Here is a 12,784-nt window from a genome sequence, read left to right as displayed (position 1 = left end):
CAAGAATTCTACCGTTAATGGGTGGTACTGGAAGAATCACGGCCTTCATGATTAGCGAGTAAATCACCGTACAAGCGCAAAACGGCCATACGTGCGTATTCACTGACCTCCATCAATGCCTTTTCATCCTCTTCATCAATCTGTAACGACTCGTAATCCAATTGGGCAAATTCCAGTAAATGCTGTAACGCCTCCTGCGATTCATCTTCTTGCAATTGTTCATAGCTAATACCAGCCATCGTCATTCCTTGCGTAAACCCTTCGCACCACTCACTAAAAGCCTGGGCACGATCAACAAGGGCCTCATGTTCATCAGGCAGCATTAATTGAAATTCAAAATCAAAATTGGCAAGTTGTTGCTGGCTGACTGAATAAACATCAAACATGGCAAGCGCTGCAGCCCGGGTCGATTCATTGCGCTTATAATTAACCATTAACGCACGCAAATAAGCTTCGCCCTCAGCGATGGCACCCGCACAAAGATAACCGCACATCACACCATGCAATTCACTGCTGGAAATCGGTAGCCCTAAAACAGAAATAGTATCCACGAATGATTGATAGGTAGGAAGGTGTATGGGATTATTTTCAGCAGACATAATAAGCTCATTAGCATAAAATAACTAATAATAACTGATTTGCTCGGGCAAACCAAAATTGTTACCATTTAATAGTACGGGTCACTACAGGTTGCGATAAAATGACAACTTCTAAATCATGTTCCATCAAGTTAATGAATAAATCCTATGAGATTAAATGCCCTGATAATGAGGTGGAGAATCTACAACAGGCAGCAGATAAGCTGAATGAAAGAATCATTCATAACAAGAAAAAATTTAAACAACTGGACGATTTTCAAACACTGCTCCTGGCCGCACTTCATGTCAGTCATGAATTGATCAGCTGCCAGAGACAGCAAGAACAGCAACGTTTACAAGTGACTCAATTTATCAATTCCCTGGAAAATAAAATTCACCAGGTGGTTCATGGCAATATTAGCCAGGATCCGCAAACTGATTAGCCTTGTTAAGCGTGTTGGTGCCTGTTGATAGCGATGATGCCTGTCGATTATCGCTATTCATTTAATCCGGTTAGGCTCCACAATTCAGCTGTTTAAACCAACATCCAGCACGCAGGATCCTGCCGCATTGAATTGGACTAAAGAGCAATCAAAACCCGTCGACAAGATTTTCTTCATCGAATACAACGAAAAGAATGCGTAAATTCAGGGTAGACCAGTTTATCTGAAAAGCAATAATGCTATACTGCAACTAACCCGACAGCGACTGATTTGTGAACCAATACTCACAATTAGGGGAGCGTTCTGTAGCCGGCGTTGTGCAAGCCCATTATAAGTGGGAAGCCTGAACTGACTCATCTGCCCCCCACTTGAACCCCAGGGTTCAAAATCATAGCTGTCGGGTATCTTATACCAGTTTATGGCCTGAGCCGTCGCCCTCGAACATATTAACCAATGCACCTAAACGCCCCTGCTTTAAGGCAATAACCTCAAAAAAACCATATTTAATCGGAAACCCGGCTAAATCTTTACGTTTTTTCTCAGCAGCATTACATTTAGTCTTCCCGGAAGGGGCAAATGGATTGGCAAATTTATCCTTGGGCCTCTCCTCTTCATACACGTACAGACAAAAAGTATATAAAGCATCATGCACCAGATTCGCTTCTCTTTCCGTTAGGCAGTTTATTTGCCGTCTCGTTTCTGCCGCAAAATCAAGTGCAGCCGAGTAAGAGCGATCTTGCAAGGTGGCAAACTCTTTGCGGAACAACTCGATAGTATGTGCAAGCAACTGATTCTCATCAAGAAGTTGTAATTGCCTGGATTGATAAATAAACGAGTATATCCAACGTGTATTATCAACTGCGTGAAGGAGCGCCATGCGTGCCGTGGGTATTAACGAAGCAATCTCTTTTAAACACGCTTCTTCCTTAAATACCTTGGCATCCACATAGTAATGGTTCCGCGCAAAAAAAGCCTGCCAAACCGGAATATCACTGCATAAGCTGGTAAAGATCGCCAGCTCGGAGTTTCTTTCTTCGTCAGTAGTATGCAAGCGGTAATAAATTAACTGGGGTATGAGGGCTAATTGCTCAACAGTACAACAACGGTGAAGCAAATAAAAAAGAGTGACCAGTATTGTTGTTTTTGCTTTGAGCTTCCCTATTTCATGCCCAAGCTGGTGACGTTCTATTTTGGCAATAGATGCGTTTAATTGAACCATCGGATAACCGGGGATCTCCCCTTTTTCTACATAACTGATCAGTCGGCCAGAACGGGTAAGCATAAACAGCAGTTTATCTAATTCTAACTGGCTCTGACCTAAAGAAAGGTATTGTCTAGCTAATACACGGAAAAGAATAGGGTGATGACAATCACTTTCTAATAGCCCTGCACGGCTTAACTGTTTTTGCAAGTACAGCCAGGGACTGACCTCCTTCCCTTTTTGCCAGTTCTCACGTGGGATATTTTTTGCTACCCAGGCCCAATACTGGTCCAAAATCAGACGAACCTCGACCACGAGTTCAGGGTAAACCGGGCTTTCATCACTTAAATCCTGTAACAGAGCACCCAGTTGGAGCACTAAAGAAAAGACTTCCTCACCCTCACCATTTCCCTCGAAAAACGCGCCTAATGCGTTTTCCTCTTTAAAGGCCTCTGACGGTGCGTCAAGCTGAGTAACGGATGCTACTCCCTCTTGTTTTAATGCTTGTCTTAATTCACGCACCGCCTGTTTAAATTCACCAATATTCATTTTTTCACTCCCTGAATAATGAACTTCTTAGCTACTGCAGAACGTCGTAAAGATAAAGCAAGGCCTATTACCTTAGCACGCCACGTGCTTAAGTTCAAATTTTGCCCTTGGGAGTTACTATTTACCCGGCCTTCAGCTGTTCCTTGAGGAGTAACAACTCATCACGCACTTTCGCAGCCTGTTCAAACTCCATATTTTTGGCGTGATTATGCATTTGTTTTTCCAGAATTTTTATTTGTTTTGCTAATTGTTCTGGCGTCATTAACAAATAAGGCGCCTGCCGCTCAGCGACCTCCATTTTACGTCGACTGCTATAGGCTCCTTCCATGATATCCGTGATAGATTTGCGGATTGTTTTGGGAGTAATACCATGTTTCAGGTTAAATTCTTCCTGTTTACTACGCCGCCGCTCCGTTTCATCAATAGCACGTTGCATGGAACCTGTTATCTGCTCAGCATATAAAATAGCGCGGCCATTGATATTTCGGGCAGCTCGACCGATGGTTTGAATCAAGGAGCGATCAGAGCGCAAAAAACCCTCTTTATCCGCATCAAGAATGGCAACCAAAGCAACTTCTGGCATATCCAGGCCTTCGCGTAAAAGGTTGATCCCCACCAGCACATCAAACTCTCCCAAACGGAGATCACGAATAATCTCCATTCGCTCCACGGTATCAATATCGGCATGTAAATAACGGACCTTTACCCCATGTTCACGCAAATAATCGGTTAAATCTTCTGCCATACGTTTGGTTAGTGTCGTTACTAAAATACGCTCCCCTTGGGCGACAACCTGGCGAATTTCAGAAAGTAAATCATCAACCTGATTTTTAACTGGCCGGATAATAACCTCCGGATCCACCAAGCCGGTAGGGCGTACGACTTGTTCAGCAATGTTGTCAGAATGATCACGCTCGAAAGGCCCGGGTGTCGCCGAGACATAGATCGTTTGCGGCGAGCGCTGCTCGAATTCCTCAAAACGCAGGGGACGATTGTCCAGGGCGGAAGGCAAGCGAAAACCATAGGCAACCAGGGTTTCCTTACGCGCCCTGTCTCCTCGATACATGCCGCCAATCTGAGGGACTGTCACATGCGATTCGTCAATGACAAGTAACGCTTCCGGTGGCAAATAATCAAACAAGGTGGGTGGTGGTTCGCCAGTCTTACGACCTGATAAATAGCGGGAATAATTTTCAATCCCCGAGCAATAACCTAATTCCAACATCATCTCAATATCAAATGCAGTGCGCTGTTGCAAACGTTGTGCTTCCAGTAATTTATCTTGGCTTGTGAATTCGGCAAGACGTTCCTGTAACTCTTCTTTGACCAAATCAATCGTTTCCAAAATTCGCTCACGCGGCGTGACATAATGGGTTTTAGGGAAAATACTGACTCGTGGTAAACGCTGCAACACTTCACCAGTCAGTGGATCAAAGCGGGAAATGTTTTCCACCTCTTCATCAAAGAGCTCGATACGAATAGCCTCTTTTTCAGAATCGGCAGGAAAGATATCAATGACATCCCCATGAACCCGAAATTGCCCTCGTTCCAGCGAAACCTGACTGCGAACATATTGCATTTCAGCCAATCGTTTTAAAATCTTGCGTTGTTCGCATTGTTCTCCTCTAGAGAGATGTAATAACATACGCAGGTAAGAATCGGGATCACCTAAACCGTAAATGGCAGAAACCGTCGCGACAATAATGGCATCTTTGCGTTCGATTAGCGCTTTGGTGGCTGACAAGCGCATCTGTTCGATATGTTCATTAATGGATGCGTCTTTTTCTATGAACGTGTCAGAAGCTGGGACATAAGCCTCTGGCTGATAATAATCATAGTAAGACACAAAGTATTCCACTGCATTATCAGGGAAAAAGGTTTTGAATTCGCCATAAAGCTGGGCTGCCAAGGTTTTATTCGGCGCCATAATAAGAGTTGGCCTTTTCATCGCCTGGATAACATGTGCAATGGTGTAGGTTTTACCTGATCCGGTGACGCCTAGTAGAATTTGGCGGGCTAAACCAGATTCCAGGCCGTCAATCAGGGATGCTATGGCAGCAGGTTGATCACCGGCAGGCTGATAATTTGAGTAAACTTTGAATGTATTTTTCATAGTGTAACTATAACCGATCAATAAGGTGTTGTGACAGTTTTTAAAACAAAACCAGTTGATCAGCAACAAAGCACAGGAGTTTAAACGTGAATATTGTACTGTCAGATCGCATACAACAGGTAAAACCGTCTCCTACCCTGGCGGTAGCAGCAAAAGCCGCTAAGATGCGAGCAGCAGGTTTGGATATTATTGGGTTGGGTACGGGTGAGCCCGACTTTGACACTCCACAACATATTAAAGATGCGGCGATCGCTGCAATTAAGGCCGGTTTTACCAAATACACGGCGGTTGAGGGTATTGCTGAACTAAAGCAAGCGATTAAAGACAAATTCAAACGCGATAATAATTTAGATTATGAGTTAAATCAGATTCTCGTTTCTGTCGGGGGCAAACAAAGTGTTTACAATTTATGCCAGGCCCTGATTAACGAAGGTGATGAAGTCATCATTCCAGCACCTTACTGGGTGTCTTATCCTGATATCGCGCTATTAGCTGGCGGTGTGCCCGTGTTTATTCCTTCAACGCCCGCTGCTCGCTTTAAAATTACTGCAGCGCAGCTCGAAGCAGCGATTACACCAAAAACCAAATTAGTTTTCTTAAACAGCCCCTCGAATCCCTCCGGTGTAGCTTATAGCCTCGCTGAATTGAAGGCTTTGGGTGACGTATTAAAAAAACATCCGAACGTGTTCATTGCCACTGACGACATGTATGAACACATCATTTGGACTCAACCTTTTGCCAATATTTTAAATGCCTGCCCGGAATTATATGAGCGGACTATTGTCTTAAATGGTGTTTCTAAGGCCTATGCGATGACCGGTTGGCGAATTGGTTATGCTGGCGGCCCAGCACCCTTAATAGGGGCCATGGCTACGGTACAATCCCAATCAACATCTAATCCCTGCTCTATTGCCCAGAAAGCGTCAGTAGCGGCGTTAAACGGCGGCGATGAAGAAGTGAAAAAAATGGTTGAAGCGTTCCGTCAACGCCACGATTACATCGTCAGCCGTTTATCTGATATTCCTGGGATAGAAGTGATTCCCGCTGATGGAACCTTTTACAGTTTCCCCAACGTCCAGGCAATTATCGAAAAACGTGGTTATCAAAATGATGTTGAATTTGCTGAAAAATTATTACAGGAAGTTGGTGTAGCCCTGGTTCCAGGCTCCGCCTTTGGTAATGAAGGTTGCATCCGTCTTTCCTTTGCTACCAGCATGGATATCCTGCGTGACGCAATGGATCGCCTACAGCGTTTCTGTCGTTAAAACAAATGTAACTCCCAGGGGATTAGCTTAAAAGGCAAAAAGTAAAAAATTGTCGCAAACCCCCTTGACCCACCAGCGGAATCGATTTAAGATTCCGCCTCATTCCCCGGTAGCTCAGTCGGTAGAGCGGATGACTGTTAATCATTAGGTCGGCGGTTCGAGCCCGTCCCGGGGAGCCAAATCCCACAAGGCTTCTAAGCAAAATCATCAAAATCTCAAATCTAACGTGTCGAATATGTGTCGAATGTATACCAATAAAATTGGGTCTTCTCTAAATCCAGGGACACTAAATTAAGAACATAGAACTTTAACCCCGCCCTATAATTTTCGAAATTTTTAAATCCATAAGCATGCTATTGAATGAGTTTCTTTCGGTACGCTGATTAATCATAGAATTCGGTGGGTCAAAGGGGATAGCTGGGACAACCTGGTAATTATTGGAAATTAGAGTCCCATAACTAAATAGCTATTATGGGACTAACGGGACAAAGATAAAAATTTAATATTCATCCGACCATAAACGTTCAGTGAATACATAACATCGCGGAATACCAACCCCTTTAATTCTTGGCTTTTGGGATGATTTCCCATCATTTCCGGGTATTATCCATCCTGCATCGAGTAATACTTTAGTAACTAACTTGGGATCAAATCCTTGACAAATTTCTTTTCGATACACTTCCGATAACACCATATAGACTCGGAAACCTTGCTCATCGGTTTTATAAAATCCCGCTCGATGTTGAATCCGTTCATTGTTAGGTTCACGAGCACTATCAAAACGGCTAGCTCCGTAAGATTCGAAGAAAGCTCTGACGTGCGAAAATATTGCCCGATCTTCACGATTACCATTGCTGCCAAACTCATTGAGCCAATCATAGAAGCATTTTTTTGCTGCTTTATAAGAAGCACCTTTTTCCCAACCTGTTAATCCGTAATGGCTAGCCAGTTCTCCTGCAACGGCAACAAGCGCGAAACGTCTGGCTACTCTTTGAATTTGTCCTGAATAACTTGGTTGTGTAACCTTCCCGATAAACTGTTGGATCTGGATCAACAGTATAGAGGCTAATTGTTGGCGCTGTTGCACAATATTTCTAAGCCATTCTACACCCACTGTACCGTAGCTTTGATTAGCCGCTTCTTTAAGTTTTAGCGCCAAGGTAGCAGGGGTGGAAAATTCATGCAGAGTTTCAAAGATTCCCATGTTTGATCCTGCATCGGCTTCAATGTCAGCCAAACGGATTTCCTGGCCGGCGTTCGTTTTTTGACCCGCTCTAGCCATTAATGAAGAAAGTGTTTCTTCGCCCGCTGAAAGAAATAATAATGACCAGCGCGCAGATGGTTTAGCGGAACCACATTTAGAGGCTCTAGTTTTTCCTTGTCCATTTGCCAGAAGATAAGCGCATTCACCTGCCTCTTTGGGATCCATTTGACTTAGTTCATCAAGAATAAGCAACCCATCATTATGAAGTGCTGCCAACCCCTCTAAACCGTTCGCGGTGCTCCGCCATAAGCGAATGTAGTGATCAGGTTTACCCCAAACAGAGGCAGCCATTTTTAAAGCAGTGCTTTTACCAGAAGATGACGCGCCTTTTAAATGAAAACCACCTGAATCTTCTCCGACGATATTTGCAAGGCAAGGTGCAAAAGCAGCAGATATGGCAAAAATTAAACGAGAATTTCCTGCCGCCAAGCGTCCAACGGAATTTCGCCAGTCTTCTACACTGCCACACTTAGACCAAGTGGGATTTATACTCTGCGAATTCTGAAAAACAATTTGTTCAGTTGATTGTCCAATTACCTCATTTGCTGCAATGTACAGCTCATCATGCCAACCCAGTTTGTCAACACAACGGGCACGCTCTTCTACAGGGAAAACTTGAATATAGGAAGATAACAAATCTCGTGCGTATTTATTGGGAGAAATAGTTAAGCCTAATCTTGCAAGTTCACGTCTCACATCACTCGAATCACCCTGCAAAAGGGCTAACGGCATTGCCCATTGATGTTTAACGCCATCATCATCAATCCATGATAGAAGTCTGCCCCATTCACCACTATGAGCATCCCTTGTTTTTGCTACGACATCTAATGCTGAACAAATCCAGCAGGGTGGTAATTCATTACCATCCTTATCTTTACCAAGAAAAACGACGCCATCGCTCGTAAGCTGAAAGCAACCATTGGAATATTGAAATGACTTCTTTTGTTTCGAAAAATCGACATGGTATATTTGTGTTGAATTCATAAAGTTCTCCAAAGTAGATGAGGAAGGTTTAGGTATGCGGCCTCAAACCTTCCAGCTTTCTGTATCAAGCCAAATTCATACGGCAATCAAAGAGTTATGCTCACTCGTAGAGTGGTATACCTTTTGTTGTTGGAGAAAATTAAGAATGTCCTGTTTGCGATAGCGTACTGTCCGGCCGATTTTGATGTAAGGAACACCTTGTCCGGCCCAGCGATTTCGCTCAAGCAATTGGGTTGAGCAGCCTAGGATGGCTGCTAAAGTTTTTTGATCAAAAAGTGTTGATTCTGGTGCGATTTCAAATTCATTGATGAGATCAATACGGGAAGTTTTATAAGACATAGTGTTACCTCGCAAATAGATATTTCAAATCGGCATAATGCCGGCCTAGGCGGAGATCCATTCCTAATTCGAAAGATCCAGTTGTGAAACTGGTAACATTTCAAGTTTATCCATTATTGCTTTTATAAATTAAAAGCAAATTAAAACTCGAGAAAATCATATATCCGATTAAAAGAGGAAGTCAAACAATTCATAAGAAAATCATATAACAGCGTAGAACTGGGTATTTTGTCCCACTGGTTCAGCTTTCAGTTGGTATTGCTAAAACACATGATGGTCTTAAATGTCCCCTTTATTCTAATTGTCCCAGGAAATCATTTACAGGGGAGGAAATGTGAGCAGCGGATTATGAGCCCGTCAATTGAAAAATAACTGATTGATTTTATTATAATTATTATCGCAGGAAACCACTACAAATGTCCTACGATGTATAACAGTGTCGTACCGAAATACGCAAATTCCCCACAGTGATTTTTAGTAGTCGTTTAAGAAAAAGAGGCTCTATCGAGAGATGGAAATTCACTCTTTCTAGAGTATAAATCTTGTAATTACTTAATTATGAATACGTCCATTAATAATTTTCGATATTTTTTGTGCTCAGCTCTAGTTAAGGATGCTATAAATGAAGAAAATTTAATATCTGCATGAGCTACATTAAGAGCAAGTGGAGAATAATTTAAATTAAATGCGGGGTTAGAGTTGTCATCCTGAATGCCTACTATTTCATCAGCCGCACTTATATAGTCGCAAATGTAGGTAAATTTATTTCCTTTTTCCAATGCGCGAATTATATGATGGCGAATAGTTGGACTTAAAAGTCTTTCTATCGAAACGGAGATTCCTTCAGTTGATAATTTGGCGGTATCAAAGGCGGAAGTTTTTACTGTATTCGTTTGATTATTGAAATCTTTACACATTATATGTCTAATAATTTCATCATTGGAATCTATACATGAGCTTCCAATCTTGGTCGAAGAATTTCCATAAGGCATAATAAATCTTCCTGATTATACGCATCTGCATTTTTAAGTTTTTCTTTTTTATCAGAATCTATAGCGTAATATGAAAAACCGCCATTTATAAAACCCACATCGATATAAATCCCGAATTCTTTTTTATTCCACACAAAATTAATTTCCCCATCGCTAGAGATTCCAACAATAGGTTCCTGAATATCTAAGCTTAGGATTATTTTTAAAAACTGAAATGCATTCTTTATATCAATTTCTTGAGGGGCTGTAGCACCATCACCATCCCAATCATTTTTAAGGTGGCAATAAGACTCAAGGGTATTAGCGGGCGATTGCGCATTCATTGTCTAATTCCTGCAAAGGATTTAGTCCATATTGTCATTATAGTAGACAAATAATTTATATAGAAAAAAGCTATTAAAAAATCTACTATTATTTTTTTATACCGTTTAACCAACAATCAACTTTGTATTTTTTGGGGTCTACATTCATATGTAACCAATAGAAAAATGGGTTAGTTAAATTTTGATTTTTTCTCTTTAATTGATCATAATTCACTATCGCTTTTAAAATAGCTCCCAAGGCGCTCTCTTCTATATCTAAAAGTACATACTCTTCTTCGCCAGGATCTAAATGTTTGCAGGCATTGATTCCAAGAGTATCATTAATCTCCCTACCTATCTGCTGTCTAGTTTTTTCTTTGTTGTTTTTTTCTCTCAAAGAATCCGTGAAAGTTTTTTCACCTTTACGAATAACTAACTCACAAAAAATAACATCCGCAGCTCCGGCTAAGGTGATAACAGAAAATTTATCTCCTCCAGTTATAAATAACATGATTGCAGTCTCAAGTTGGTTAGCTGCCAAATGGAAACGCTTGTATGTTTTTTTGCTCATTTTTTTCTCTTTGGAAAATTCTCGGGATTTTCTTTATATATTTCCATAAGCTTAGAGCCATTTTTATGTTGCCATAACCATTGTAAAAATAATTTAACGATAGATTCCTCCTTGCCATAAAGTGTAATGTAGTCGGCTACAGCTCTCGTGAGCGCATCAATTGCGCATTGTTCTAAATCAAGAGTGGCTGTAACTGGGCAGGAAGCATTCATATGTTTGTGAACTATAATCCCTAAAGTTTTCTCAATATGGTGGTTGTATTTTTCCCGAGCCGGAGTGCTTCCTTTAAGAAAATTATGGACTCTGCATGCGTAATCAAAAAAAGGTTCTTTCCCCGAGTTTTTTACTAGTTGATAAAGTATATTAGCGGAGGCACCGGCAAGAGTTATAACAGAGGATAAGTCTTTGTCATGCAGGAATAGCGTTAGAGCGGTTTTTAGCTGTGTAGTGGCTATTTCGCTTTTGTGATATCTAATTTCCATTTCAAAATTGTTTCACTTCCTGGAGTGTAAATTTGTTAATATTTTTACTTATGAAACAAAGATAATTCACTTTTAATTAAATTCCAAGCTACTGCAACTTAGTTAATTGAAATAAGCTAAGGAGGGAAACTGATAATGAATTATTTTGCTATTGGCTTGGAAACATCGATTTTAAAGATGATATTTATGCATAACCTACTCAAAATCTATCAAGGAGTAAGATGATGTGCCAAGGAGCCGCTGAATGGATTAATGCTATAACTAATATTGGGGTGTGTATAACTGCCCTATATATAGCATTGCGAGGTGATGCAATATATAGAAAAATGAGTAAAGAGAACTCTTTTAAGTTTAAGGAAGAAACTATTTATCCATTCATTCAGGCCAGCATAAGCTCTTGGAGAAATAAGGATGAGGTACCAATTTCCGGCGGTAGCAATATTACAGTAGAAGATAATATTCAAAAATTTCGACAAAATTATTTGAAGTTAACTACAATCCTTGATCGAGAGACTTCTTATTTGGCTAATAAAGCACTTGTTCTGGCTAAAAAACATGCTATTTCCTGGGAAACTAATGGAGAATTTAAAAAACTTTATTACCAAAACCAGCTCCTCTTATTATTAAATAAAGTGGCAGAGAGTATTGGAAAGGAAGCTGAAATGGCAAAATATAATACATATCATCATTCTAAACGGATTTTATTCCTGAGTTTTTTGTCAGATCTTAAAAATAGCTGTTTTTAAGGATATATAATTATTTTATAGGGCAAATGGGGTCAGGGCTTGAATTTTGAATTTCTAATTTTAATACTAATTCAAAATTCAAGCCCTGACTCCAAAAGCCTATAAACGCGTAGCGCTCAGTATCTGAAATCAATAAATATGCCTTCAATAGTTAGTGCAGTCAGCGTTCGACCATCATGTAGAAGTATCCAAGGGCGCAATATACAAACTTTCGTTTGTTTGCTAATAACACACTTAAAATCTTTTACGGATAAGGATTTTTCTATCAAAGCAACCGATGGACTCATTCATTGTGGAATTCCATGGCGGTTGCAAACAACAAGCAAAATTTATCGACTTCAACTGATAAGAGTATCAATTGTCCCTCCTGTCCCAAACTAACTTTGGGAAGAGGGACGTTTATAATTCAATACGAGTGTGGGATTCCCACGTGTCCCTTTTGTCCCCTGGATTAGGAGGAAAGCTCACAAAACTTATTATATTCTATGCATGCTAGGAAAATTAAGAGAATGTCATTCAGAGGAATAATAGGAATAGAAGCGCAGTTGTAAATTGAAACCCTTTGGAGAAGATATAATTTGCTCCTTTAGTGTCTGCTGAATTCTAAAAATTCATTGCAAGACACTAAAGAATCAAATAGTATAAAAAGCGCGTTTGAAGTACTAAATGCAACAAGCGCTGACAGAGAGGGCTCTAACTCCTCCCCATCAGCTAACCACAATTATCACCGAAGGATAAATTATGGCTAAACGAATCTTAGTCTATTTCAGTTTTGTATTTCAATGGTTAGTCTGTAAGAAGCCGCCGAAATTTTCCATTATTTAAACACACTGAAAAATTAAGAGCCTATTTTCATGGGCCTTAGGCGTTTTTTTGCCTAAAAATCTTAGTTAATTCAAAAACTCGAGACACAGGGATTATTTTTCAATAATTCCTGTGCTATCGCTCGTCTTTA

General features: G+C 40.7%; 12 protein-coding genes, 1 tRNA gene and 1 other RNA gene. 5 read left to right on the top strand and 9 right to left on the bottom strand.

Going from position 1 to position 12,784, the window contains the following annotated elements; translation table 11 throughout:
• Positions 1 to 14 precede the first annotated feature (14 nt).
• A complete protein-coding gene (locus tag DYC89_RS00415) occupies positions 15 to 599 on the bottom strand; it encodes a UPF0149 family protein (RefSeq protein WP_115220008.1) in 585 nt (194 codons plus the stop codon).
• Positions 600 to 700: 101 nt separating this feature from the next.
• Between DYC89_RS00415 and DYC89_RS00410 the strand changes: the two genes are divergently transcribed.
• Positions 701 to 1,021: a cell division protein ZapA gene (locus DYC89_RS00410; RefSeq protein WP_115220007.1), complete on the top strand. Its 321-nt coding sequence runs from the start codon at positions 701 to 703 to the stop codon at positions 1,019 to 1,021.
• 250 nt (positions 1,022 to 1,271) lie between these two features.
• Positions 1,272 to 1,428, top strand: a non-coding RNA gene (ssrS, locus tag DYC89_RS16900) — 6S RNA.
• Here ssrS and DYC89_RS00405 read toward each other — a convergent pair.
• Both DYC89_RS00405 and uvrB read right to left on the bottom strand, forming a co-directional pair.
• Complete coding sequence (locus tag DYC89_RS00405; RefSeq protein WP_115220006.1) at positions 1,428 to 2,771, bottom strand: hypothetical protein; 1,344 nt, start codon at positions 2,769 to 2,771, stop codon at positions 1,428 to 1,430. The genes ssrS and DYC89_RS00405 overlap by 1 nt on opposite strands.
• 121 nt (positions 2,772 to 2,892) lie before the next feature.
• Entirely contained in the window at positions 2,893 to 4,884 is a 1,992-nt protein-coding gene (gene uvrB, locus DYC89_RS00400; RefSeq protein WP_115220005.1) for an excinuclease ABC subunit UvrB, read from the bottom strand.
• Positions 4,885 to 4,970: 86 nt separating this feature from the next.
• On the opposite strand from uvrB, the gene DYC89_RS00395 reads away from it, so the two are divergent.
• Both DYC89_RS00395 and DYC89_RS00390 read left to right on the top strand, forming a co-directional pair.
• Positions 4,971 to 6,149 carry a pyridoxal phosphate-dependent aminotransferase gene (locus DYC89_RS00395; protein WP_115220004.1) on the top strand — a complete coding sequence of 393 codons (1,179 nt, stop codon included), beginning with the start codon at positions 4,971 to 4,973 and terminating at the stop codon, positions 6,147 to 6,149.
• Positions 6,150 to 6,252: 103 nt separating this feature from the next.
• Positions 6,253 to 6,328: transfer RNA gene (locus DYC89_RS00390), tRNA-Asn, on the top strand.
• A gap of 320 nt (positions 6,329 to 6,648) precedes the next feature.
• Here DYC89_RS00390 and DYC89_RS00385 read toward each other — a convergent pair.
• The 6 genes from DYC89_RS00385 to DYC89_RS00360 all read right to left on the bottom strand — a co-directional run bounded on the left by DYC89_RS00385 (position 6,649) and on the right by DYC89_RS00360 (position 11,083).
• On the bottom strand, positions 6,649 to 8,397 hold the full coding sequence (locus tag DYC89_RS00385) for a DUF927 domain-containing protein (protein WP_115220003.1): 1,749 nt from the start codon (positions 8,395 to 8,397) through the stop codon (positions 6,649 to 6,651).
• Positions 8,398 to 8,472: 75 nt separating this feature from the next.
• Positions 8,473 to 8,736: a helix-turn-helix transcriptional regulator gene (locus DYC89_RS00380; RefSeq protein ID WP_115220002.1), complete on the bottom strand. Its 264-nt coding sequence runs from the start codon at positions 8,734 to 8,736 to the stop codon at positions 8,473 to 8,475.
• 548 nt (positions 8,737 to 9,284) lie between these two features.
• Positions 9,285 to 9,728, bottom strand: a complete 444-nt coding sequence (locus tag DYC89_RS00375; RefSeq protein WP_147285459.1) for a hypothetical protein — start codon at positions 9,726 to 9,728, stop codon at positions 9,285 to 9,287.
• Complete coding sequence (locus DYC89_RS00370) at positions 9,683 to 10,051, bottom strand: hypothetical protein (RefSeq protein ID WP_115220000.1); 369 nt, start codon at positions 10,049 to 10,051, stop codon at positions 9,683 to 9,685. Before DYC89_RS00370 ends, DYC89_RS00375 begins: the two co-directional genes overlap by 46 nt.
• 88 nt (positions 10,052 to 10,139) lie before the next feature.
• A complete protein-coding gene (locus tag DYC89_RS00365) occupies positions 10,140 to 10,601 on the bottom strand; it encodes a hypothetical protein (protein WP_115219999.1) in 462 nt (153 codons plus the stop codon).
• Positions 10,598 to 11,083, bottom strand: coding sequence for a hypothetical protein (locus DYC89_RS00360; RefSeq protein WP_115219998.1), 486 nt, complete (start codon positions 11,081 to 11,083; stop codon positions 10,598 to 10,600). Before DYC89_RS00360 ends, DYC89_RS00365 begins: the two co-directional genes overlap by 4 nt.
• Before the next feature lie 221 nt (positions 11,084 to 11,304).
• Between DYC89_RS00360 and DYC89_RS00355 the strand changes: the two genes are divergently transcribed.
• Entirely contained in the window at positions 11,305 to 11,829 is a 525-nt protein-coding gene (locus DYC89_RS00355) for a hypothetical protein (protein WP_147285458.1), read from the top strand.
• The last annotated feature ends 955 nt before the right edge of the window (positions 11,830 to 12,784 follow it).

It is taken from the genome of Legionella donaldsonii, from assembly GCF_900452385.1.
GTDB lineage: Bacteria > Pseudomonadota > Gammaproteobacteria > Legionellales > Legionellaceae > Tatlockia > Tatlockia donaldsonii.
This window is presented reverse-complemented; position numbering and strand designations above follow the sequence as displayed.